The sequence below is a fragment of the Mesorhizobium caraganae genome, from assembly GCF_016836705.1.
Classification (GTDB): domain Bacteria; phylum Pseudomonadota; class Alphaproteobacteria; order Rhizobiales; family Rhizobiaceae; genus Mesorhizobium; species Mesorhizobium caraganae.
The window spans coordinates 43006-65044 of sequence record NZ_JAFCGY010000029.1 but is presented as its reverse complement, the minus strand read 5'-3'; the positions used below and the strand labels follow the sequence as shown (position 1 = coordinate 65044).

The window sequence follows — 22039 nt, the reverse complement described above, 5'->3', positions numbered from 1 at the left end:
CGAAGGCTCGCGCAAAACATCTTGGCTGCCCATCCGCTCGACAAACCTATCGCCAGCAAGATGCGAAGGGCAAACTGGAGCAAAGACTTCTTCTATGACCTCTTTACTCATATGCGATAGCCCTGCCGTTCACGGGGAGAAGGTGCCCGAAGGGCGGATGAGGGGCAGCGCGAGGCCGAAGGTTGTCCCGGCCCTTCGCATGGCTCAGGGCGTTCGAAGCTCGAAAAGCCAAGCAATTGGCTTTTCGTCTGCTGCGCAGATCACTTCTCACCCTTGCGTCTCGTGCAGCGCGGCATACCTATAGAGGATACTGCCCACGCATATCTGCCAGGATGAGAGCATGCCCATAGATCCCCTGTCCCCGCTCTTGCGTTCCGTCGTCGCCGTGCGCGCCACGGTTCCCGACGACGCCTTTACGGCGAACGCCCTGGGCACGCGCCGGGAAGGCAGTGGCGTCGTTATCCGCGCTGACGGGCTCGTGCTCACCATCGGCTATCTCATCACCGAGGCGGAAGAGGTCTGGCTGACCGATCAGGACGGCCGCGTGGTGCCGGCGCATGCGCTGGCCTATGACCAGGAAACCGGCTTCGGCCTGGTGCAGGCGCTGGCGCCGCTCGGCCTGCCGGCGGTGGCCTTGGGTGATGCCGAGAAAGCCAAGGTCGGCGACCCCGTGGTGTTTGCCGACGGCACCGGCCGCTCGGTCAAGGCGCACATCGTCACCAAGCAGGAATTCGCCGGCTATTGGGAATATCTGCTCGACGAGGCGATCTTCATTGCGCCGGCGCACCCGTCCTGGGGCGGCGCGGCGCTGATCGGCCAGGACGGCAGCCTGCTCGGCATCGGCTCGCTGCTCCTGCAGATGAGCCGCAATGGCGAGGTCGCCGACATCAACATGGTCGTGCCGATCAACCTTCTGACGCCGATCCTCGACGACCTGCTGACACGCGGCCAGGTGGCGAAGCCGCCACGGCCGTGGCTCGGCGCCTTCTCGGCGGAGTCGAACGGCGCCGTGATTGTGATGAGCGTTGCCGAAGGCGGCCCCGCCGCCAAAGCCGGCCTGCGCCAGGGCGACATCATCTCCGACGTGCGCGACGGCGAGGTCGACGGTCTCGCCGATTTCTACCGCAAGCTATGGCAGAACCCCGCCGGTTCGGAGATCCCGCTCAGGGTGGTGCGAGACGGCCGCGAAACCTGGCTCAGGGTAAAATCCGCCGACCGCAACAGCTTTTTGAAGAAGCCGCATTTGCAGTGAAAGAGCGGCCTTCCTTCCCCCTTGTGGGGTGAGCAGCCGGTTCGCCAAAGGCGAATTCATCGTGCCAGTGGCACGATGAAAGGCCGGCGAACGCCGGGACGCTGCGAAGCAGCGGGGACCCGGCAGGTGGATCGGCCACCCCCAGCCCTTCGCAGGCTCAGGGCGTTCGAAACTCGAAAAGCCAAGCAATTGGCTTTTCGTCCGCTACGCGGACCGCTTCTCACCCCCCTGGGGGAGAAGGGAAGGGGGGCCGGTGCTTGGCCTGCGGAGGTTCTGCTGACGGAAACTGGCATCGACAGCCGATATAGCCGGTCCGGCACAAACGAGGTGATGATGGCGCCGATCAAGGTCGATCCGGAAAAAGTTCGCGAATTCCCCGATCCCGAAAGTTTTTACGTCTGGCTGCGGGAGAACCACGCCGACGAGACCGAGGTCTGGATCAAGGTGCACAAGGTCGGCTCCGGCCTCGCCTCGATCACGCCCAGGCAGGCCATCGACGTGGTGTTGTGCTTCGGCTGGATCGATGCCGTGCGCAAGTCGCTCGATGACAAGAGCTTTCTGCAGCGCTGCACGCCGCGCGGCAAAAAGAGCATCTGGAGCAAGATCAACATCGACAATGTCGCCCGCCTGGTCGAGGAGGGCCGGATGACCGAGCACGGATTGCGACAGGTCGAGGCGGCCAAGGCAGACGGCCGCTGGGACCGCGCCTATGCCAGTGGCAAGGACATGAAGATCCCCGACGATCTGCAGGCCGCCATCGATGCCGAACCTGAGGCGAAAGCGATGCTGGCAAAACTCTCCGCCCAGAACCGCTTCGCGCTCGCCTTCCGCACCCACAACATGAAGACCGAAGCCGGGCGCAGGAAGAAGATCGAGGCCTTCGTCGAGATGCTGAAGCGCGGCGAGACGATCCATCCGCAGGGGCGGTGAGGGGCTCTCCCGCCCCTTGACAAGTTCGCGCTTGAGCACCCCCCTCTGTCCTGCCGGCCATCTCCCCCGCAAGGGGGGAGATCAAGATGTCGCCGATGCTTTCGCCAATCACCAACTTCACCGGAGAAGCGCCATCCATGGAACTGCCAATCTCCCTCCTTGCGGGGGAGATGTCCGGCAGGACAGAGGGGGGTGTGAAGGAACGCGGCCTCGCCTCTTCACTCATGCACCCCATCGCATAACGATTACCGTCTCCAGGCTCTAATCAATCGATCCGGCTCATGCCATCTTCTCGGAAAAATCGACATGGACATGAAACGATGAATACCCACTCAGGCAAGGTCGCGCTCGTCACCGGCGGCAATCGCGGCATCGGCCTGGAGACCGGCCGCCAACTGGCGGCGCTCGGCTTCACCGTGCTGCTCGGCACGCGCGATCTCGCCAAGGGCGAGGCGGCCGCGAGGCAACTCGGCGGCAAGGTGGAGGCCATCGCTCTGGATGTCGCGGCACCTGACGCGGCAGCCCTTGCCGCGGCCGAAGTCGAGCGCCGCTTCGGCCGCCTCGACGTGCTCGTCAACAACGCCGCCATCCACTACGACCCGCGTGCGCGGGCGCTAAAACCCGACTGGACGGTGATCCGCGAAGCCTTCGAGACCAATGTCTTCGGCGCCTGGCGCATAGCTGCCGCCTGCGCGCCGCTGCTCAGCACCTCCGGCCATGGCCGGCTGGTCAACGTCTCCTCCGAGGGCGGTTCGCTCGCCTCGATGGGCGCCGGCGCGCCGGCCTATTCGACGACCAAGGCGACGCTCAACGCGCTGACCTGCATCCTGGCGGCCGAATTGCGCGGCGCCGGCGTGCTGGTCAATGCCATCTGCCCCGGCTGGGTCGCGACCGATATGGGCGGCCCGGCCGGGCGCCCGGTGGCGCAAGGGGCGGCCGGCATCGTCTGGGCCGCGACCTTGCCGGACGACGGCCCGACCGGCGGCTTCTTCCGCGACGGCAAAAGGCTGCCGTGGTGAATGGCTGACAGGCCTTCCCATCCGGCCTCTACGCCATGCTACGAAAATAGCATTCTCGCCGCGCGAAATGTGATGCTACGTTCCCAACGCACCCAGGGCGGAGGGGCGCAAGAAGAGGAGTGGCGGGCGCGACGGCCCGAATTTTCAGTGAAATCCGGACCGAACTGTTGAACCATTGCAAGGCCGCCGCGTTTCCCGGCGTCGGCCACAAGGGAGGAACCACCTGTGAAAGCATCCTATCTCGTCTCCGCCGCGCTTCTTGCGGCGACGGCCATGCCTGCGGCAGCGGCCGAAATTTCCGACGGCAAGGTCAAGATCGGCATCCTCAACGACCAGTCGGGCGTCTATGCCGATTTTGGCGGCAAATGGTCGGTCGAGGCCGCCAAGATGGCGGTCGAGGATTTTGGCGGCAAGGTGCAAGGCGCGCCGATCGAGATCGTCAACGCCGACCACCAGAACAAGCCGGATATAGCGTCCAACATCGCCCGCCAGTGGTATGACACCGAGCAGGTCGACGCGATCATGGAGCTGACGACTTCTTCGGTGGCGCTCGCCGTCCAGGGGCTTTCCAAGGAAAAGAAGAAGATCGACATCGTCACCGGCGCCGCTTCGACAGAGCTGACCGGCAAGCAGTGCTCGCCCTATGGCTTCCACTGGGCCTACGACACGCATTCGCAGGCCGTCGGCACCGGCGGCGACCTCGTCAAGCAGGGCGGCGACAGCTGGTATTTCATCACCGTCGACTACGCCTTCGGCTATTCGCTGAAGGACCAGACCGCCAAGCTGGTGGAAGCCAGCGGCGGCAAGGTGTTGGGCGAAGTGCGCTATCCGCTGGGGTCCACGGACTATTCCTCCTTCCTGCTGCAGGCGCAGTCCTCCGGCGCCAAGGTCATCGGCCTTGCCAATGCCGGCCTCGACACCTCCAACTCGATCAAGCAGGCGGCCGAGTTCGGCATTGTCGCCGGCGGCCAGCGGCTGGCGGCACTTCTCTTCACCCTTGCCGAAGTGCACGGCCTCGGCCTGCAGGCGGCGCAGGGCGTCGTGCTGACCGAAGGCTATTACTGGGACCGTGACGACGAGAGCCGCAAATTCGCCGACCGCTTCTTCAAGCGCACCAACCGCATGCCCAACATGGTCCAGGCCGGCACCTATTCGGCGGTGCTGCAATATCTGAAGGCCATCGACAAGGCCGGCACCGACGAGACCGAAGCGGTCGCCAAGCAGCTGCATGAATTGCCGGTCGACGACGTCTTCACCGCCAACGGCAAGGTACAGGCCGACGGCTCGATGGTGCACGACATGTATCTCTATCAGGTCAAGAAGCCCGAGGAGAGCAAGAAGGACTGGGACTACTACACCTATCTGGCGACCATTCCGGGCGACAAGGCCTTCACCAAGGCCGAAGACAGCGGCTGCCCGCTCGTCACCAAGTGACAGCGGCGCAAGCTGTGGCCGGCCAGTCGGGCGGCGCAAAGGACACGCCGCGGGTGGTGCTTTCCGCCCGCGGCCTCAGGCGTGATTTCGCCGGTTTCGTTGCCGTCAACAATGTCGACCTCGACGTCCATCACGGCCAGATTCATGCGCTGATCGGGCCGAATGGCGCCGGCAAGACCACGATCTTCAACCTGTTGACCAAGTTCCTGCAGCCGACCAGTGGCAGGATCGAATTATTGGGCCACGACATCACCCGCACCGCGCCGGCCAGGGTGGCGCGCATGGGCCTCGTGCGGTCGTTCCAGATCTCGGCGACCTTTCCGCACCTGAGCGTGCTCGACAATGTCCGGGTCGCCCTGCAGCGGCCGAGCGGGCTGGGCTTCCAGTTCTGGCGCTCGCTGGCCGCACTCGATCAGCTGACACCGAGGGCACGCGAGCTTCTCGCCATCGTCGGCCTCGACGATGTCGCGCATCGTCTGGCCGGCGATCTCTCCTATGGCAGGAAGCGCGTGCTCGAGATCGCCACCACGCTGGCGCTCGATCCGAAAGTGCTGCTGCTCGACGAGCCGATGGCCGGCATGGGGCACGAGGATGTCGGCGCCATTTCCGGCATCATCCGTTCGCTGGCCAGGGACCGTGCCGTGCTGATGGTCGAGCACAATCTCACCGTCGTCGCCGATCTCTGCGACTGGATCACCGTCATGCAACGCGGCCAGGTGCTCGCCGCCGGCGACTACGCAACGGTGAGCACGGACGAGCGTGTCCGCATCGCTTACATGGGGACCGAGCATGAGTGAGCCGCTGCTTGCCGTGCGCGATCTCCACGCCTGGTATGGCGAGGGCCATGCGCTGCATGGCGTCAACCTCGATGTCTTCCGTGGTGAGACCGTGACCTTGCTTGGCCGCAACGGCGTCGGCAAGACCACAACGCTGCGCGCCATTATGGGGCTGGTTCGCAAGCGCAGCGGCAGCGTCACTTTCGACGGCGGCGATCTGATGCGTCTGCCGCTGCACCGCGTCGCCCATCGGGGCATCGGCTTCGTGCCGGAGGAACGCGGCATCTTCGCCACGCTCACCGTCGACGAGAACCTGATCCTGCCGCCGGTGGTGGCCAAGGGCGGCATGAGCGTCGAGGAAATCTTCGATCTCTTCCCCAATCTGAAGGAGCGCCGCAACAGCCCCGGCACGAAACTCTCCGGCGGCGAACAACAGATGCTGGCCATTGCCCGCATTCTGCGCACGGGCGTGCAGATGCTGCTGCTCGACGAACCGACCGAGGGCCTGGCGCCGGTCATCGTCCAGCGCATCGGCGAATTGCTGGCGACCCTGAAAAAGCGCGGCATGACCATCCTGCTGGTCGAACAGAATTTCCGCTTTGCCGCCCGCATTGCCGACCGCTTCTATCTGATGGAGCACGGCAAGGTGGTGGAGGGTTTTGCCGTAAGCGAGCTTTCTGCTCACACCGACCAGCTGCACGAGGTGCTTGGGGTATGACGCCAGTAATCGATGGGAGGGCTGTCATCTTTCGGGCGTCGGCGCTGCCCCTCATCTGGCTGCCGCCATCTTCTCCCCGTAAACGGGGAGAAGGGACGCTGGCGCCGACGATTTCGCCAATCGCAAACGTCAGAGGAAGCGAGCCGGCATCGCATTCAGCCTCTTTCTCCCCGTTTACGGGGAGAAATGCCCGGCAGGGCAATGAGGGGCAGCGCCAATGTTGGCAATTGGCCGTGCCTCCTTCAGCACATGTTTCAGCGGTGACGCCATGACGATGATCTTCGGCATCCCCGTCCAGGCCTTGCTCGGCCAGATGCTGGTCGGGCTGATCAACGGCTCGTTCTACGCCATGTTGAGCCTCGGGCTGGCGGTTATCTTCGGCCTGCTTCGCATCATCAATTTCGCCCATGGCGCGCTCTACATGTTCGGCGCCTTCATCGGCTACCTGATGCTCGTCCATCTCGGCATCGGCTACTGGCCGGCGCTGGTCCTGGTGCCGCTCGTCGTCGGCGTGTTCGGCATGGCGGTCGAGCGCCTGGCGCTGTCCAGGCTCTACCGGCTCGATCCGCTCTACGGCCTGCTCTTCACCTTCGGCCTGGCGCTGGTCATCGAAGGCGTCTTCCGTTTCTACTACGGTGTCTCCGGCAATCCCTACGCCGTGCCGTCGCAACTCGCCGGCGGCACCAATCTCGGCTTCATGTTTCTGCCCAACTATCGCGGCTGGGTGGTGGTTGCTTCGCTCATCGTCTGCATCGGCACCTGGCTGCTGATCGAAAAGACCAGGCTCGGCTCCTATCTGCGCGCCGCGACCGAAAACCCCGAGCTGGTGCAGGCATTCGGCGTCAACGTGCCGCTGCTGCTCACGCTCACTTACGGGCTGGGCGCGGCCCTTGCGGGCCTCGCCGGCATCCTTGCCGCGCCCGTCTACCAGGTCAGCCCACTGATGGGGTCGGACTTGATCATCGTCGTCTTCGCCGTCGTCGTGGTCGGCGGCATGGGCTCGATCCTCGGCGCCATCGTCACCGGCTACATGCTCGGCCTCGCCGAGGGCCTGACCAAGGTGTTTTATCCCGAGGCATCGAACCTCGTCGTCTTCGTCATCATGGCGATCGTGCTGCTCTTGCGCCCCGCCGGCCTGTTTGGAAGGGATGCCTGAGATGAGCGAGGCGACCCTTCACGAAGAGCGTACCGCCGCTTCCGTTCGGCTTGAGCGGGTGCTGATAGCATTGGCCATACTGGCGCTCATCGCCGCGCCCTTCTTCGTCTACCCGATCTTCCTGATGAAGATGCTGTGCTTCGCGCTGTTTGCCTGCGCCTTCAACCTGCTGCTCGGCTACACCGGGCTGTTGTCCTTCGGCCATGCCACCTTCTACGGCGCCGCCGCCTATTTCTGTGCCTACGCCGTCAAGGACTGGGGCTGGCCGCCGGAAGCCGGCATCCTGCTCGGCACCGCCGGCGCGGCCGTGCTCGGACTGGTCATGGGCTTCCTCGCTATTCGCCGGCAAGGAATCTATTTCTCGATGATCACACTGGCGCTGGCGCAGATGTTCTACTTCTTCTGCGTCCAGGCGCCGTTCACCGAAGGCGAGGACGGCATACAGGGCGTGCCGCGCGGGCATCTGTTCGGCATCGTCGATCTCAACGTCACGCTGAACATGTACTTCTTCGTTCTCGCCGTTTTCCTCATCGGCGTCTTCGCCGTCTGGCGCATCGTCAACTCGCCCTTCGGCATGATCCTGCGTTCGATCCGCGAGAACGAGAACCGCGCCATTTCGCTGGGCTATTCGGTCGGCCGCTACAAGCTCGCCGCTTTCGTCATGTCGGCAGCGCTAGCCGGCCTTGCCGGCGCCACCAAGGCGATCGTCTTCCAGTTCGCCACGCTCACCGACGTCACCTGGCAGATGTCGGGCGAGGTGATCCTGATGACGCTGCTCGGCGGCATCGGCACCATGGTCGGCCCCGTCGTCGGCGCCGGCCTCGTCGTCGGCCTGGAAAACACCCTCGCCACCTCGGGCTTCCCGGTGACCATCGCCACCGGGCTGATCTTCATGATCTGCGTGCTGGTCTTCCGCCGCGGCATCGTCGGCGAGATCTACGCGCGGTGGCTGTCACCCGGCGGCGGTCGCAACGGAGCCTGACGTCGTCCGCGCGCTTCAGCCCTTGGCCTCGCAGCGTCGCGATCCGGGTCGCTGATTCGAGCAGGCATTCTACGGTATTTGTATTCAGGCAGGTGAATTTCGGTCGGATTCTTGTCTCCAACAGCAGTGAAATTGTCTTGCACCGCAAGGATATTGCTTGCCTCTGGACAACAGTTTAACTGGTCCAATAGATTGCGCCTCCGACTGAAGACGCGCACGCAGAAAGACGCGGTTGCCCTTGAAAAAGAATGTCTTCTCGTCGGTCGACCTGCCGGCGCATCTCGACGACCGCTCGCGTTTCGCGCTCTGGCAGGACATCCATGTCGCCGAGATTTGGTCGGTCGAATATGCCATCTCCGACAACCGGCCGTTCGAGGCGGCAATCGAAGCGACCGCTGTCGGGCCGGTGGTGCTCGGGCAGATGGCTGGAACGATCCAGCATGCCAGCCGCAAGGAGCGCAATATCGCCGACGATGGGCGCGACGGCTATCTGCTGCTCGTCAACAATGGCGACACGCTGCTGAGCGGTGCCCAGGTCGGCCGTGACTATAGTGTGGGCAAGGGCGAAGCCGCGCTGGTCTCGGCTTCGGAAGCGCTGGAAATGTACGGCAGCGACTGGAACATCTGGGCCAATGTGGTGGTGCCCCGCGAAACCCTGGAGAAAGCCTTCGCCAATATCGACGACCGGCTGGCGCTGACCATCGGCGCCGGCAATGAGGCGCTCGATATGCTCAAGCGCTATTGCAGCTTTCTGAGATCTGGACCCGCCTTGGTCTCGCCGGATCTCGTCGCCCATGCCACCGAAACGATCGTCGACCTGCTCGGCCTGGCGACCGGGGCGAAGGGCGAGCCCGCCGAACTGGCGGGACTGCGCGGGCTGCGCGCGGCAAGGCTGCAGGCCATCCTGGACAAGATCCGGGACAATTTCGCCGATCCTGCCATTTCGGCCCAGCGCATCGCCCAGCAACTGCGGCTGTCCCCGCGCTATGTCCATGATCTCCTGCAGGAGACCGGGACGAGTTTCGCTGCGCGCGTTCTCGAACTGCGCCTGCAGAGGGCTCATCGCATGCTCGCCGACCGTCGCAACGACAGGATGCGGATCAGCGAGATCGCGCTGCTCAGCGGCTTCTCCGACGTATCCTACTTCAATCGCTGTTTCCGCCGTCGCTTCGGCTCGACACCGAGCGGCGCCCGCTAAAATACCCATGTCGCCCGAAGGCACACCCTCGCCCTCAGACTGGAGGGTGCGGAGCCGTTTTGGGATCTCCACATTCATAAAAACAAGAGCTTGAGCGCGTCGGTTGAATTTTTTCGAACGCTTTGCAGGCCCATCGCCTGATGCCGAACGGCCACACTGATTGCGCAAGTGCCGCAGCGCTTTCCAGGACAATTCCAGTGCGGCTCAGCCCAAGACGCCGCCGGCGAACAATGCAAAACCTCGACACCGCCCGGATCGCCGCGGAGCATTTCCACGGCCCGGGGGCGCAACATCATCGGGGTAGCAAACAGTGAAAACGATTCTTCTCGCCACAGCCTTCATTCTCGCGCCTGCCGGCATCGCATCCGCGGCCGACATCAATGAAACCTCGCCGGTTGCCGCCGAGTACGACTGGTCAGGCCTCTATGCCGGCGTTCACTTCGGTTACGCGGCCGGAAAATCCGATCTTTCCATCCCCACCAGTGCCATTGAAGCTTCGCTCGATCCGGACGGTTTTATTGGCGGCATCCATATCGGCGTCAATCAGGAAATGGCGAACCGCTTCGTGCTCGGTGCCGAGGCTGACATTGCCTACAGTAATGTAGACAGTCTGACGACCTTCGCCGGTGCTGGCGCGTTGCTCAAGAGCGAACTCAAATGGTCGGGGTCGGCGCGGCTACGGGCCGGCTATGCGTTCGATCGGACCATGCCTTACATCACGGCAGGCGTGGCCGCGGCCAAGTATGAAGTGACTGCGATCAGCACGGGCCCCGGCGGTACAATACCATTCCACGACGAAACCCATATTGGCTGGACGGCTGGCGCCGGCGTCGAGCACGCCTTCACCGACAAGTGGATCGCTCGCGTCGAATATCGCTACACCGACTTCGGCAGCAAGCCTCTCTCGATCGCAGCTGGTCTTGGTACGGCTGCGGACGTCGATCTCCAGACGCACGATATCCGGGCCGGCCTTAGCTACAAGTTCTGATACGCCAGACCGAACAAAACCCCGAAGGTTGTGTCCAACTTTCGGGGGTTAGTTCACCCCGTGCGGGGGGTGTTCGTGCCTGAGGCATGATCTGCGTGCTCGTCTTCCGCCGCTGCATCGTCGGCGAATTTATGCGCGATGGCTGGTGCGGCGAGGCGATCAATAGGTGATGGTCACCACCACCGTGTCGGTATAGACGCCGGCCGAGGGCGTGGTCTGCGGCGGCACGCGGCCGTAGACGGTGAGCGGTTGCGCCGCGCCGGTCCCGGTGCCGGCGACCGTGCTTCCCGGCGTTCCGGCGTCACCCCAGGGCTGCGTGCGCGCATTGTCCTTGTAGAGACCGTAGGTGACCCGCTCGGCACCCTTCGACATCTTGCGGTTGGTCGGTGTGCCGCCTGTCGATCCGCCATTCAGCGACACCGTATAGGCGGTCGACGGCGTGCAGGTGACCGTGACCTGGCCGGTGGCGTCGACATTGGCGTCGAGCACGCCCTTGGGGCCGAAATCGATGTTCTGGGTGGCGACCAGGCAATTGGCCGGCACCGTTGCGTTGATGGTGAAGGTCGGAGAGGCGCCCAGGGTGCCCAGGCCGGTGTCGCAATTGTTGCCCAACGCCGTCGTCCGGTAGCGGATCTCGACATGCCCGCCCGAAAATGTCGACAGATAGGTGCCGGGCGGAACGGTCGCCTGGCCGCCGGGAACCCGGCCATAGATCGTCGCGGTGCCCGATGAACTGCCCAGCGGGTTGGGGCTCAGCAAGATCGGCGGCGGGCGCGAGGCATAGGCCCAGGCATAGGAGCCCCAGACGACGCTCATCCCGGGGTCCGAATAGAGCTGGTAGTCGAGGCTGTTGGCGCCGCTCACCATCTGCCTGGCCGCCGCCGAGGAGGCGCCGCCGGTGCCGGCAGCAAAATGCGGGCAGACCAGGATGGGCAAGAGCAACGGCAAACTGCCGCTGCACGTCATGTTGAGGGTCGCCGTCGACGTCGACGCGGTGCCCGACAGCGTGTCGATGAGGCCGAAATTCATGTTGGTCACGCTGAAGCTGCAACTCTGCGCCCGGGCGAGCGACGGCAACATCGCCACCAGGATGGCAACGATTGCCGCGCGCAGCATTTGGCCTGGCATTGTCATTGGCACACCACATTCTTGATCGTCACTTGCTGCCCGCGCGCCGCTTCGAAGGGGAACGTCGCCCGGCATGAGCCGCCGTCCGCCAGACCGACCACCACCACATTCTGCTTGCCGAGGCCCTTGATGTAGGCCTGCCCGTCATAGCCGACGACGAAGTCTTCGGTGCCGCCGTCGACGCGCCCCGACAGTCCGGCTTCGAGCGGCGCTCCGCTCCCATCGACCAGCGTCACAAGGGCTGCCTGCGCCGCTTCCGACACGCCGAACTTCAGCACCACGCCGTTGCGGTCGGCCGGGACGACGGTCTCCTTGGTGGTCGGGACATCGGCATCGACGGGCAGGTTCTTCGGATCGATGGAGACCGTGTTCAGCTCATAGGAATTGAGCCCGGTGACCAGGATACGGCCTTTGCTGTCGGTCTTTCCGACCGGCCTGTTCTGATGCAGCACCTCGACGTCAGGCGTGCCGACATCGACGACGGCAAAGGCATCGTCGATGCGGTTGGTGGCGAACACGCCGCCGCCCGCCACCGCGATGGCCCCGTCCATCTGGCCGGTTACGCGAAAATCCTTGTCGAATTGCTGGGCGCCGGCCTGGAAACGCGCAAACGGCGCGCGATAGCTGACAGCGGCCGAGCGGTTGGGGACCTCACCCTCCGACGTTCGCAACTGCCAGCCGATGCTGAAGTCCTCCGCCCGTTCCGACTTGGCGAGGTCGGCAACGACATTGAGGCCGTCAGGCCCTTGCTCGACGCCTGTCGAGGCTGTGATGTCGTCGTTGAACGGGATCGAAATCCCGGCGAACACGCCATAGCTGCTGTCGTCGTCGAGATCGGCAAAGGCGGTGGCATAGAGCGTGCTGCGCTTGAAGATCGCCTGGCTGTAGGACAGCCCGACGATCTGGCTGGTATCGCCCTCGGCGCTCTTCAAATGGGTATAGGAGAGGTTGAGGCTGGAGAAATCGAGCGGCATCGGCACGCTGAGCGTCACCTGGTCGACCGCGCGCGGCACGCCGGCGCTGAAACGGGTGAAGTCGTCGGGGTCGAGAACCGGCTGCGCCGTCACCGAGGCGATGTCTTCATAGCCGCCGAAGGCCCGCTTCATGTGCGCGTTGATCGCCCAGCCATCATAGCCGAATTCGACGCTGGCATCGACCAGCGAGCCGGTGCGCCCGTCATGATGGTTGCCCGCCGCCGCCACCGACGCCGCACCGTAAGGTCCGAGCGAAAAGGCAGCGCCGACGCCGCCATTGATCAGGTCGCCGCCGCCCTCGGCATGGGCTTCCAGCGTCAGCCGGTCGCTCAGGCCGTAGCGCGCCGTGGCTACGCCCATGACGCGGCCGTCATAGTCGTCGGAGGAGATGCCGAAATTGCGCCGCGCCATGCCCGCCTCGACGGAAAAATCGAGCAGTCCCTGACGCAGCAGCATGCTGGATGCATAGAACGGCAAGGTGGCGGTGGTCTCGCGCCCGAGGCTGTCGCGCAGCACCACCCGCGCTTGCCCGGCGCCGGTGAACACCGGCAGATTGGTGACCTGGAAAGGTCCGGGCTGGATGTCGCCGGAATAGGTGCGCACGTTTTGCGTATAGACCTCGAGTGTCGACGGCACCGCCGCCGTGCCGCCGAAGGAGGGCAGGGGCAATGTCACCAGATCCGAGCGCAGGCTAAAATTGCGCTGCGCCTGGATGCCGCCGAGATAGACGGGCCGCGTCCATGACAGTCCGCCGGAGACGAAGTCGCCGGCCCGGTAGGTCATCAGCCGGTCGGGGTCGGAATAGCTCCAGGTCGTGTTGAGCCGCGTGAAGCCGCCGAGCCTGCCGTCGGAATAGCCGGCGATGAACGATTGGCTGAGCGTTCCATAGGGGCTGAACGCACGCGCGTCGAAGCCGCCCGAGATGCCCTGGAACAGTTCGTTGTCGCCGTCGAACAATGTGTTTGAGCTGGCAAACAGCGAGTAGTTGAGCACCGCGCCATAGCCCGATTGCGGCGCCGGCCGGTCTTGCAAGCGCAAGCCGAGATCGACGATGCGCGCCTCGCGGCTGTTATTGGCGGCGGTGACGTAGAGCCGCTGCGCCGCTTCGTCGATCTGGAACGACACGTCCGCCAATTGGTCGAGCCTGACCAGGCCGCCAGCACCTTGGGCACCCTCCGGCGGCTTCAACCCGACCTCCTTCAGCTCTTGCGCCGTCGCCGCCAGGCCGCCATCCGGCATCTCGGTGAAATTGCCGATCAGTTTCGTAGAGACGTCGTTGATGAACACCTCCAGATAGAGGCTGCGGCCGGCCGGCAAAACGGGATCAGGCTGTTCAGTGTTCGTCACGGCCGGCAGTTCTTGCGAGTTCACTGGCGGGCAAGGTGTGAAAGTCGCGAGCGCGACGACAATCGCGGTGCTAGCGGCCCTTGACGGCAACTTTGGCATCGAAGGGTCCAAGATCGCTCTGTGCCTTCAAAAGCACGGAGCCCGCGGACAGTGATTTGCTGCTGCCGATCGGCCACTGCATGGTCGCGCCGCCCAGCACATAGCCGACAAGCCCGTTTCGGTTGCCGAGCTTCTTGCCGCCCTGGGTCAGCGTCAGGTTGGACAGGCGAAAGCGGCTCTGGCCGCTGTTGCTGGCGGTGAGCATCAGGCTGCCGCCATTGCGCGAAAGGCTCCACGCGATCGCCGGCGCGGCTGCGTCGGCGTTGCGGAAGAACACCGGCACCGAATAGCGCAGCGCGAGCGCAACCGTACCGGCTTTCTTGCGCGAGGGGTCGGGCAGTTCGTCGACGATGACGCGGTAGCTCTCTTCGGCGCGCACTGGCGCCTTCGAGACCCGCACGACGCGAACCACGTATTGGGCGTTGGGTCCGAGCTTGGTCGATGGTGGGCTGGCGACGACATCCGTGGTTGGCGTCAGCGTCTCGATGCCGCCGGACTGGCTCCATGCGAAGACCCTGATCTGCACATTGATCGGCCGCTTGGTGTCGTCGTTGCTGAGGTTGAGAACCGCCGAGGCGTCGGGAGCGATCAGCTCAAGACCTGTCGGCGCCACCCTGAGCGAAGCAGCGTGTGAGAGACCGGCGCACAGCAACAGAATAGCCGTGGCGCCAATGCATGAAAGCATGGATCGCATGTCGTCCTCGTATTGGCGTCGTTGGTCAGTAGGTTACGGTGATCGCAACGGTGTCGGTGTAGAGGCCTGCCCCCGGCGTCGTTTGCGTTGGAACACGGCCATAGACCGTAATGTTCTGCACGCTGCCATTGCCGGTTCCCGAAACCGTTTCCGTGGGAATCGTTGTCCCTCAGAGCTGCGTGCGGGTGCTTTCCCTGTAGATCGTGTAGTTGATTGTCGCCGACGCCGGTCCGGTCATCTTGCGGACCGCGGTGGTCGCGCCCGCGCCAAGCCCGACACCCAGACCCACATCATAGGTCTGGCCGGTCGTGCACTGCACGCCGATGGTGCTGTCCACGTCGATATTGGCGTCGATGACGCCGTGTGACCCGAAATTGAGATCGCTTCCTGTCTGGACCTTGCATTCATTTGTGATCGTGATGCGCACGGTCAGATTTCCGGTCGCGGTCGCGGCGATCGCGGGCAAGGTTGGAAGCAGCGACGCTCCCGCCAGCAGCGCATATTTCAGCAATCTCATACGTATGTTCCTCCGTCGGGCAGACCGTTCCTCGCGAACAGTCCTTACCCGGATTTCAACCCTGCAGCCCCTCCCACTATACGCCCCGCAAAGACATCAACGATATCGGCAATGTCAAAAGCGATCAGCGTAATGATTAGTGCAACTTAGATTCGGATTACGACAGATGAATAGCTTCAATTGTATCGGATAATTTTGGTTAAGATTTGGTTAATAAGGATAAAATCGAAACTTTTTGGAAGTGATAGTTCGTCCATCGACAATTTATTTTAGATGTTTTGCTCAAAAGGCGAACATTCAGACCGAGTCGCCTTGATTTGATAGAGTCTTGGCTGTTGTCTCGTATTGTCGATTATTTCGCGAGGCTATGCCGACGCCAAGCGGCCATCGCCGTCGCCGCTGGTCCGCATAGCCCAAAACGCTGTTCCGGCCTGCCTAAGCCTGGCAGTTGTGCCGCCAGGGCCGCATTCCCCAAAACCGTGTTCCGCCCAGCCCAAGCATGGTCGTGCCGGCTGAGATAAATCCACCGTCGTTGGATCGCGGGAAACATCTGGGAATCATTCTTGCCACGCTCACCCTGATTTCCGACGGCCGCGCATCGGCCGGACGGGAGATGCGCCTGTTGTCCCTTCGAGCCATGATCGCACACCGGTAGGCTGCAGACGTCAAGAAAAGGAAGAACGATGAAGAAGACATACGAGAAGCCAAGGCTTCAGAAGCGCGAAAAACTGACCCGCGTCACGGCAGTGATCATCCTGTCGGGCCCCGTCGAAAACGGCAGCTGACGGCTTCGATCGGCTTCGGAGCTACTGCAGACAAGGAGAACGGCCGTGGATCAGCATGCGAACCCGTCGCCCGGCTTTCGGCGCAATCCGGGCAAGGTGATCACCGTCGAGCCCTTCAAGGGGCGTGTCGTCGTGTTTGCCAATGGCGCCATCATCGCCTCGTCGGCGAAAGCCAAAATAGTGACCGAGCCGCCTCATCGCTTCTCCTTCTGCATCCCGTTCGAGGACATCGACTTTCGCAAGCTCAAGAAGACGGCGCTGTCGACGCTGTGCCCCTACAAGGGCGACGCCAGCTACTGGGACGTGCTGCCGGCGGGTGGAGCTGGCAAGGACGCGATGTGGGCTTATGAGCAGCCATTCGATGAGATGGCGGGGATTTGCGACCACGGCGCCTTCTATCCCGACCGGGTCACCATCGACGCTGCGCCGCGCTGAACATCATGCCTGTTGCCTAAAAAGTGCGTCGCGTTTTTGGAGCAAACGACATGCACGAACAGAGGAACTTTCATGCTGGCCGAAGCTGCCCTCGGGCTCGACCCGAGGGCGCAGCGGTTTTGCATCGGCGACAAGCCGACAACGAAGACAACAAGGTCATGGACGAAAAGCAGAGAGCCATCCTCGACGAAATCCCGCGTCTGCGGCGCTATGCGCGCTCCCTGCTGCGCGACCGCGATTCCGCCGACGATCTCGTCCAGGACTGCCTCGAACGGGCGCTGCTGCGGCTGGACAACTGGCAGACGGGAGAGAGCCCGCGAAAATGGCTGTTCACGATCATGCATCATCTGTTCATCGACCAGATGCGCAAGGTGAACCGGCGTGGCGAGGCCTCGATGCTGCCGCTGGAAGCCGGCGAGGTGCAGGCCTCTCCCGCCGACCAGCTGGACAACGTCGCGGCGCGCGAGATCATCGATGCGCTGCAGGCGATCGGCCCCGACCGCCGTGCCGCGCTGACCATGGTCGCCATCGAGGGCTTTTCCTACGCCGAGGCCGCCGAGATGCTTGGCGTGCCGGCCGGCACGCTGATGTCGCGCATCGCGCGTGGCCGCGAGGAACTGCGCGGCCTGCTCGAGGACAATGCGCGCCGCCGCGCGATAAGGATTGTCGAACCCGGGCCGGGCCGGACGGGCATAATCAGGGCGCCCATGGCATGATGGATCCCGATCGCATGATGAAGTCTCGCGGCATGATCCGGCACGGTTGCAGGCTTTGCGCCTCGTATGCGCACGCATCCGGTAACGGTTTCTTGTCTGCTTCCGTGTACAATTGCGGCGATGGGGTGGACGAAACCAGGGCATGGCTGAAGATAAAATACGCAATGGAGAGTTCTGGGCGCTTGCGCTCGAACGCGCTCATCTGGGCGTATGGGACTGGGATATTTTGAGCGGCGACTGTTTCTATTCGCCGACCTGGTCGCACATGCTGGGCTATGAGGATGGCGAGCTTGCCAACACCGGCGACCTCTGGCTGCAACTGACGCATCCCGACGATCGCGAGCGGGCGCTGGCCAGCGGCGAGCGGCACATTGCCGGCCTGACCACTTCGATCGAGACCGAGCTGCGCCTGAGACACAAGGACGGCCACTGGATCTGGGTGCTCGACCGCGGCGGCATTGTCGAGCGTGACGAGACTGGCCGGCCGGTCAGGCTGATGGGCGTTCAGACCGATATCAGCCGGCAGAAAGAGGCCGAAGCCGAACTGGAGCGGGTCAATGTGCGTTTCCGCCTGGCGCTGGCGGCCAGCGGCACCGGCATCTGGCATCACGATATCGACGCCAACAAGAGCTACTGGGACGCGCGCACCAGGGAGATCTTCGGCCTCGTCGCAGACACTGACGAGGTGGCCGCCGACCTCTGGCACACCTATCTCCACCCCGACGACAAGGACACCACCGAGCGCGCCCATCTGCCGCTTGCGACCGACGCAGTCATTGCCTCGCAATACCGCATCATCCGGCGAGACGGCGAAATCCGTCATGTCGAATCGCTGGTGCGCTTCATCGCAGCTCCCGACTCCGCGGGCCAGATTCTCGGCACCGTGCGCGACATCACCGAGGACAAGAAGCGCGAACGCGAACTCGCCTACGCCGCGCACCACGATGCGCTGACCGGTTTGCTGAACCGCGCTGCATTCGACCGGCTGCTGGCCGTCCACATCGCCACCGCGCGGCTTCTGCCGCTGGCGGTGTTTTATGTCGATCTCGACTACTTCAAGGCGCTCAACGACTTTGCCGGCCACGCCGCCGGCGACCTGGCGCTGAAGGGTGTCGCTGGCGGCATATTGGGCTGCCTGCCGTTATCGGCGCGCGCCGCGCGCCTGGGCGGCGACGAGTTCGCGCTGCTGGTTCCCAATTGCCAGCCGGCCGCGGCCGAGACGCTGGCCGGCGCAATCCTTGCGGCGGTGCGCGACGCCGACCTCGGCCTGCCGGCCACGTCGCGCAAGCTTGCGGCCAGCATCGGCATCGCCTTTGTCGACGACACCACCACGACGGTGGCCGATGCGCTGGCCTGCGCCGACGACGCCTGCTATGCGGCCAAGGCTGCGGGGCGCAACCGCTTTGCTGTGTTTTCGGCTGACTCGGCCTCGGGCTCCGGCGGCCTCAACGCGGCGCGTGTCGCCGCCGACACCGTCGACGCCATGGACGACGGACGGTTGAAACTGTTCGGCCAGGAGATTCATCTGCTCGGGAAACCCTGGCGGGAGAGCCGTCATGTCGAAGTGCTGGCGCGGCTTGCCGGGCGCAATGGCAAGCTTATCCCGCCGGGCGAGTTCATTCCGGTCGCCGAGCGCTTCGGCATTGCCTCACGGCTCGACCGCTGGATCATCAGGACTGCACTGTCGCAGCATGGCCCGGCCATGAAATCGGGCGCCATCACGCTCGGCTTCAACCTGTCGGCGCAGACACTGAGCGACCCGCTGCTGTGGGATTTCGTCGACGCCGTCATCGCCGAGACCGGCGCGCCGCATTCGGCCGTCGGCTTCGAGATCACTGAGACCGCCGCCGTCACCAATTTCGACGCCGCAGAACAGTTTGTACGCAAGGCGCGCGAGCGGCAATGCCGCGTCAGTCTCGACGATTTCGGCGCCGGCATGAGCTCGTTCGAATATCTCAGGCGCTTTCCTGTCGATCAGATCAAGATCGACGGCTCGTTCATCGAAAACATCGCGCAAAGCCGGTTCGACCGAGAGATCGTCTCAGCCATTGCGGGCATCGCCAAAAGCCTCGGCTGCGCGGTGGTGGCCGAAAAGATCGAAGAGCAGGCCGCGCTCGACATTTTACGCGACATGGGCGTCGCCTACGGCCAGGGTTTCCTGCTGCACCGGCCGGAGCCGCTGGAGGCGATCGTGGCAAGGGCGAGCGCCGAGGCGCCGCGCAAGCGGTTCGGCTGACGGGCGAGCCCCAGTTGAAGGGGCAACTCGCCGGTGAGAAAATTCGGTCACCATCACCCGACCGTTAAGCTCAAGGCATGATGTCTTGGCCTGAAAGTTCGGCGCACCGGTCCATCACGTGTGCAAGAGGACGATCTTCCTTGTGGGAGATCAGCACTCAGCGGTGCGCGTGGCTATCGTTGCGCTTGCGAGTTGCTGCGGCCTTCTTTGCCGATGCCGACTTGCTGGCCGAAGAGCGCGAGGCTGACGCCTTGCCGCCGAGCTTGCCGCCCTTGTGCGCGGCCGGATGACCGGTATCTTTGCCGCGGCCCGAACCGCCTTCCTTCTTGCCGCCGCCATCGTCTTTGTTCACCGTCGCCCAAGCACGACGTTCGGCCTCTTTTTCAGAGACGCCTCGATGCTCGTAGCCTTCGGCGATGTGGTCGGCTTTACGCTCCTGCTTGTCGGTATATTTCGATTTATCTCCACGCGGCATTGTCTTCTCCCTTCGTTTACGTGTCCCTTCGTCTACGTGATGCGGGCAGTCGTCATCCGCATGCCTGCTTGAGAGCAGTCCTCAGCTTAGCTGGCGTCGGCCTTTTCCTGCTTGCGCTGCGCGGCCTCTTTCTTGCGGCGCAACACCTCGTCGGTGCCGACAAGATCCTTCGACCCGCCGGAGATCGAGGTTGAGACAACGGCCGGCGGATCACTTGCCGGAAAGCTATCCTCGAGCCCGGATTGGAGCTGTTCTTCAAGCGTGTCGGGATTCTCCGAGCGGCCCTCCGCGCGGCGCTCGCCGACGGCCTCGACGTCACTCTTGCTGTCGGGGTGGGCGCGGGCCTCCGATATCGTCGACACCACCAACTCGATGGCAAACTCTTTCATCGCCTCGGCTTGCGGCTCATCGACGTCGGCGTTTTCGATCAGGCGGATCAGCGATTTTTCCACGTCGCTCAGTTCCTTGGCTCCCTGGCAGCGCGCCAGTCGCTTGGTCAGCGAACCGATGAGCGCCGGGGCAAAGGTCGAATAGGCATGGTCGCGTGTCGCGTCGACCTGCTCGGGATGAAGCTTTTGCAGGGACATGGGTTCGTGCCTCCAATCAATTAGCTGGCCAGCAGCTCCTGCCGCTGGGCCTCCCTTAGGAAACAGAGGGGAGGGCAAGAGGTTCCATGCCGTGGTCGACAGGGCGGCCGACGCTCAACTCCACAACGACGCCATGGTCAGCGACGCTTCGAAGATCTGCTCCCTGTTCTCGTTCAGCATCTTGACGGTGATCCGCCGGTGCTCGCCCTCCGGCATCTCGTCGCGCGCGACATCGTGCAATATGCGCAGCGCCTCGGCACCCGCGCGCTCACGACTTGGGAAGAGCTGCCCCTCTTCATCGATCTGGTTTTCGGTGTTGTAGAGATCGAAGTAGAACCGTTCCATGGCGTAAGCATCCTGCATGAGACGCTAAACCCCTGTCCGTAGCCATGGTTCCATCCGGCTGATTCTCAAACAGATTTCTCACCGTCACCGCCAGGCTAAAACGGACGCCATGCCCGGCTGAGTGCAACCGCACCCGATCTCCGGCGTTGAGCCACAGCAACCGATCCCGGATGGAAGAACTCCTCAATGCTGGAATCTCTTTATCTAAACCTTGGCCAGCATGACGCCCTCTCTGAAGAGGAGAAGGGGCTGCTGGCCGGCGCCATGATGGTCGAGATGGATTTTGCCACTGGCCAGGACATCGTTCCGGAGGGATCGAGACCCGGCTACAGCACGCTCATCATCGAAGGTCTGGCGGCGCGCTACAAGGTGCTGGAGGATGGCGGCCGGCAATTCACCTCGCTGCAGGTGCCTGGCGATTTTGTCGACCTGCACGCCTTTCTGCTCAAGACCATGGACCATGGCATCATCGCGCTCTCGCCATGCCGGGTCATCGCCGCCGACCACAGCCGGCTGCGCGCCATCACCGAACAGGCGCCTCATCTGACCCGGTTGCTGTGGCTGGACACACTCGTCGACGGCGCCATCCACCGTGAATGGATCGTGGCCATGGGCAGGCGATCCAAGACCTCGCATCTGGCGCATCTGGTGTGCGAGCTGTTCGTCCGGCTTCAAGTGGTCAAGCAGACCAATGGCATGAGTTTCCGTCTGCCTTTGTCGCAGGCCGAACTGGCCGACGTGCTGGGGCTGTCGATCGTTCACATGAACCGGGTCATCGGCGCGCTGCGCAGGCTCGGCGTCATCGGCTGGGCAAACCACATGGTGACGATCCTGGAGTGGCAGCGGCTTGTCGAGATCGCCGAGTTCGACCCGACCTATCTCAGCATGAACCGCGAGCCGAGATAGGTCATCGGCGTCCGAAGGGACGCGCCTCAGCCTGGCTTTGAATGATGTCCGTTCAGCGACGCCAATTCGTCGAGCATGGCAAGGGCGGCGCTTGGCTTCGCCGGCTTCAGCAAGCCCTGTTGATCGGCGGCATTCTTGAAAGCGGCGAAGGCAATGGCCGGGCGGCAAATTCCGTTCAGCGCATCATCCACCAGCCTGACGGCCGCCTTGTAGGCCTGAGCGTCCTTGTTCTTCCACTTTCCGTCCAGCGCCCTGTTGGCGTCGGCGATCGACGACACCGTCATGGTACTGCCGTCCACGAATTTGATCGTCAGGGGAAGAAATCGGCTCATGAGAAATTCA

Annotated in this window: 22 protein-coding genes and 1 pseudogene; 15 read left to right on the top strand and 8 right to left on the bottom strand. The window is 63.5% G+C overall.

Features of this window, described 5'->3' with window-relative positions; translation table 11 throughout:
- Positions 1–340: 340 nt before the first annotated feature.
- The 10 genes from JQK88_RS29245 to JQK88_RS29200 all read left to right on the top strand — a co-directional run bounded on the left by JQK88_RS29245 (position 341) and on the right by JQK88_RS29200 (position 10453).
- Positions 341–1252 (top strand): S1C family serine protease, encoded by a 912-nt coding sequence (locus JQK88_RS29245; RefSeq protein ID WP_112566930.1) that lies wholly within the window; start codon positions 341–343, stop codon positions 1250–1252.
- Between the two features lie 333 nt (positions 1253–1585).
- Complete coding sequence (locus JQK88_RS29240; protein WP_203280240.1) at positions 1586–2182, top strand: YdeI/OmpD-associated family protein; 597 nt, start codon at positions 1586–1588, stop codon at positions 2180–2182.
- Positions 2183–2502: 320 nt separating this feature from the next.
- Entirely contained in the window at positions 2503–3201 is a 699-nt protein-coding gene (locus JQK88_RS29235) for an SDR family NAD(P)-dependent oxidoreductase (RefSeq protein ID WP_203280239.1), read from the top strand.
- 225 nt (positions 3202–3426) lie between these two features.
- Positions 3427–4635, top strand: coding sequence for an ABC transporter substrate-binding protein (locus tag JQK88_RS29230; protein WP_203280238.1), 1209 nt, complete (start codon positions 3427–3429; stop codon positions 4633–4635).
- A gap of 14 nt (positions 4636–4649) precedes the next feature.
- Positions 4650–5432 carry an ABC transporter ATP-binding protein gene (locus JQK88_RS29225; protein WP_192249141.1) on the top strand — a complete coding sequence of 261 codons (783 nt, stop codon included), beginning with the start codon at positions 4650–4652 and terminating at the stop codon, positions 5430–5432.
- Positions 5425–6129 (top strand): ABC transporter ATP-binding protein, encoded by a 705-nt coding sequence (locus JQK88_RS29220; protein ID WP_112566921.1) that lies wholly within the window; start codon positions 5425–5427, stop codon positions 6127–6129. The genes JQK88_RS29225 and JQK88_RS29220 overlap by 8 nt, the downstream gene beginning before the upstream one ends.
- Before the next feature lie 268 nt (positions 6130–6397).
- On the top strand, positions 6398–7285 hold the full coding sequence (locus JQK88_RS29215) for a branched-chain amino acid ABC transporter permease (protein WP_112566970.1): 888 nt from the start codon (positions 6398–6400) through the stop codon (positions 7283–7285).
- A gap of 1 nt (position 7286) precedes the next feature.
- On the top strand, positions 7287–8267 hold the full coding sequence (locus tag JQK88_RS29210; protein ID WP_246750090.1) for a branched-chain amino acid ABC transporter permease: 981 nt from the start codon (positions 7287–7289) through the stop codon (positions 8265–8267).
- A 238-nt stretch (positions 8268–8505) separates the two neighbouring features.
- Positions 8506–9465, top strand: coding sequence for an AraC family transcriptional regulator (locus JQK88_RS29205; protein ID WP_192249147.1), 960 nt, complete (start codon positions 8506–8508; stop codon positions 9463–9465).
- A 310-nt stretch (positions 9466–9775) separates the two neighbouring features.
- Positions 9776–10453, top strand: coding sequence for an outer membrane protein (locus tag JQK88_RS29200; protein ID WP_192249150.1), 678 nt, complete (start codon positions 9776–9778; stop codon positions 10451–10453).
- Positions 10454–10612: 159 nt separating this feature from the next.
- Here JQK88_RS29200 and JQK88_RS29195 read toward each other — a convergent pair whose 3' ends face one another.
- The 4 genes and pseudogenes from JQK88_RS29195 to JQK88_RS29180 form a co-directional block, all read right to left on the bottom strand.
- Positions 10613–11569, bottom strand: a complete 957-nt coding sequence (locus tag JQK88_RS29195) for a Csu type fimbrial protein (RefSeq protein ID WP_203280242.1) — start codon at positions 11567–11569, stop codon at positions 10613–10615.
- Between the two features lie 14 nt (positions 11570–11583).
- A complete protein-coding gene (locus tag JQK88_RS29190) occupies positions 11584–14001 on the bottom strand; it encodes a fimbria/pilus outer membrane usher protein (RefSeq protein WP_203280236.1) in 2418 nt (805 codons plus the stop codon).
- Positions 13973–14695, bottom strand: coding sequence for a fimbrial biogenesis chaperone (locus tag JQK88_RS29185; RefSeq protein ID WP_203280235.1), 723 nt, complete (start codon positions 14693–14695; stop codon positions 13973–13975). The genes JQK88_RS29190 and JQK88_RS29185 overlap by 29 nt, the downstream gene beginning before the upstream one ends.
- A gap of 25 nt (positions 14696–14720) precedes the next feature.
- Positions 14721–15212: pseudogene (locus JQK88_RS29180) on the bottom strand (Csu type fimbrial protein).
- A gap of 683 nt (positions 15213–15895) precedes the next feature.
- Here JQK88_RS29180 and JQK88_RS37580 point away from each other — a divergent pair.
- The 4 genes from JQK88_RS37580 (at position 15896) to JQK88_RS29165 (ending at position 19384) form a co-directional block, all read left to right on the top strand.
- On the top strand, positions 15896–15997 hold the full coding sequence (locus tag JQK88_RS37580) for a putative RiPP precursor (protein ID WP_376740466.1): 102 nt from the start codon (positions 15896–15898) through the stop codon (positions 15995–15997).
- A gap of 45 nt (positions 15998–16042) precedes the next feature.
- Entirely contained in the window at positions 16043–16432 is a 390-nt protein-coding gene (locus JQK88_RS29175) for a DUF427 domain-containing protein (RefSeq protein ID WP_203280234.1), read from the top strand.
- A 158-nt stretch (positions 16433–16590) separates the two neighbouring features.
- Positions 16591–17148 carry an RNA polymerase sigma factor gene (locus JQK88_RS29170; RefSeq protein ID WP_203280233.1) on the top strand — a complete coding sequence of 186 codons (558 nt, stop codon included), beginning with the start codon at positions 16591–16593 and terminating at the stop codon, positions 17146–17148.
- Between the two features lie 142 nt (positions 17149–17290).
- Entirely contained in the window at positions 17291–19384 is a 2094-nt protein-coding gene (locus JQK88_RS29165; RefSeq protein ID WP_203280232.1) for an EAL domain-containing protein, read from the top strand.
- Positions 19385–19541: 157 nt separating this feature from the next.
- On the opposite strand, the gene JQK88_RS29160 is transcribed toward JQK88_RS29165, so the two are convergent.
- From JQK88_RS29160 to JQK88_RS29150, 3 genes are all read right to left on the bottom strand, one after another.
- Positions 19542–19859: a plasmid stabilization protein gene (locus JQK88_RS29160; RefSeq protein WP_192249162.1), complete on the bottom strand. Its 318-nt coding sequence runs from the start codon at positions 19857–19859 to the stop codon at positions 19542–19544.
- An 86-nt stretch (positions 19860–19945) separates the two neighbouring features.
- The gene (locus tag JQK88_RS29155) at positions 19946–20446 is read right to left on the bottom strand and encodes a hypothetical protein (RefSeq protein ID WP_192249164.1); all 501 of its coding nucleotides are present in this window, start codon (positions 20444–20446) and stop codon (positions 19946–19948) included.
- Positions 20447–20560: 114 nt separating this feature from the next.
- On the bottom strand, positions 20561–20791 hold the full coding sequence (locus JQK88_RS29150; protein WP_192249166.1) for a DUF6894 family protein: 231 nt from the start codon (positions 20789–20791) through the stop codon (positions 20561–20563).
- 186 nt (positions 20792–20977) lie between these two features.
- Here JQK88_RS29150 and JQK88_RS29145 point away from each other — a divergent pair, with 186 nt between their 5' ends.
- The gene (locus JQK88_RS29145; RefSeq protein WP_192249168.1) at positions 20978–21697 is read left to right on the top strand and encodes a Crp/Fnr family transcriptional regulator; all 720 of its coding nucleotides are present in this window, start codon (positions 20978–20980) and stop codon (positions 21695–21697) included.
- 26 nt (positions 21698–21723) lie between these two features.
- On the opposite strand, the gene JQK88_RS29140 is transcribed toward JQK88_RS29145, so the two are convergent.
- On the bottom strand, positions 21724–22029 hold the full coding sequence (locus JQK88_RS29140; protein ID WP_192249170.1) for a DUF982 domain-containing protein: 306 nt from the start codon (positions 22027–22029) through the stop codon (positions 21724–21726).
- Between the last annotated feature and the right edge of the window lie 10 nt (positions 22030–22039).

What these genes read in the sequence shown, in the direction of transcription:
- JQK88_RS29245 (WP_112566930.1), top strand. Translation starts at nt 341, where the DNA reads ATGCCCATAGATCCCCTGTCCCCGCTCTTGCGTTCCGTCGTCGCCGTG.
- JQK88_RS29240 (WP_203280240.1), top strand. Translation starts at nt 1,586, where the DNA reads ATGGCGCCGATCAAGGTCGATCCGGAAAAAGTTCGCGAATTCCCCGAT.
- JQK88_RS29235 (WP_203280239.1), top strand. Translation starts at nt 2,503, where the DNA reads ATGAATACCCACTCAGGCAAGGTCGCGCTCGTCACCGGCGGCAATCGC.
- JQK88_RS29220 (WP_112566921.1), top strand. Translation starts at nt 5,425, where the DNA reads ATGAGTGAGCCGCTGCTTGCCGTGCGCGATCTCCACGCCTGGTATGGC.
- JQK88_RS29215 (WP_112566970.1), top strand. Translation starts at nt 6,398, where the DNA reads ATGACGATGATCTTCGGCATCCCCGTCCAGGCCTTGCTCGGCCAGATG.
- JQK88_RS29210 (WP_246750090.1), top strand. Translation starts at nt 7,287, where the DNA reads ATGAGCGAGGCGACCCTTCACGAAGAGCGTACCGCCGCTTCCGTTCGG.
- JQK88_RS29195 (WP_203280242.1), bottom strand. Translation starts at nt 11,569, where the DNA reads ATGCTGCGCGCGGCAATCGTTGCCATCCTGGTGGCGATGTTGCCGTCG.
- JQK88_RS29190 (WP_203280236.1), bottom strand. Translation starts at nt 14,001, where the DNA reads ATGCCAAAGTTGCCGTCAAGGGCCGCTAGCACCGCGATTGTCGTCGCG.
- JQK88_RS29185 (WP_203280235.1), bottom strand. Translation starts at nt 14,695, where the DNA reads ATGCGATCCATGCTTTCATGCATTGGCGCCACGGCTATTCTGTTGCTG.
- JQK88_RS37580 (WP_376740466.1), top strand. Translation starts at nt 15,896, where the DNA reads ATGAAGAAGACATACGAGAAGCCAAGGCTTCAGAAGCGCGAAAAACTG.
- JQK88_RS29170 (WP_203280233.1), top strand. Translation starts at nt 16,591, where the DNA reads ATGGACGAAAAGCAGAGAGCCATCCTCGACGAAATCCCGCGTCTGCGG.
- JQK88_RS29165 (WP_203280232.1), top strand. Translation starts at nt 17,291, where the DNA reads ATGGCTGAAGATAAAATACGCAATGGAGAGTTCTGGGCGCTTGCGCTC.
- JQK88_RS29160 (WP_192249162.1), bottom strand. Translation starts at nt 19,859, where the DNA reads ATGCCGCGTGGAGATAAATCGAAATATACCGACAAGCAGGAGCGTAAA.
- JQK88_RS29155 (WP_192249164.1), bottom strand. Translation starts at nt 20,446, where the DNA reads ATGTCCCTGCAAAAGCTTCATCCCGAGCAGGTCGACGCGACACGCGAC.
- JQK88_RS29150 (WP_192249166.1), bottom strand. Translation starts at nt 20,791, where the DNA reads ATGGAACGGTTCTACTTCGATCTCTACAACACCGAAAACCAGATCGAT.
- JQK88_RS29145 (WP_192249168.1), top strand. Translation starts at nt 20,978, where the DNA reads ATGCTGGAATCTCTTTATCTAAACCTTGGCCAGCATGACGCCCTCTCT.
- JQK88_RS29140 (WP_192249170.1), bottom strand. Translation starts at nt 22,029, where the DNA reads ATGAGCCGATTTCTTCCCCTGACGATCAAATTCGTGGACGGCAGTACC.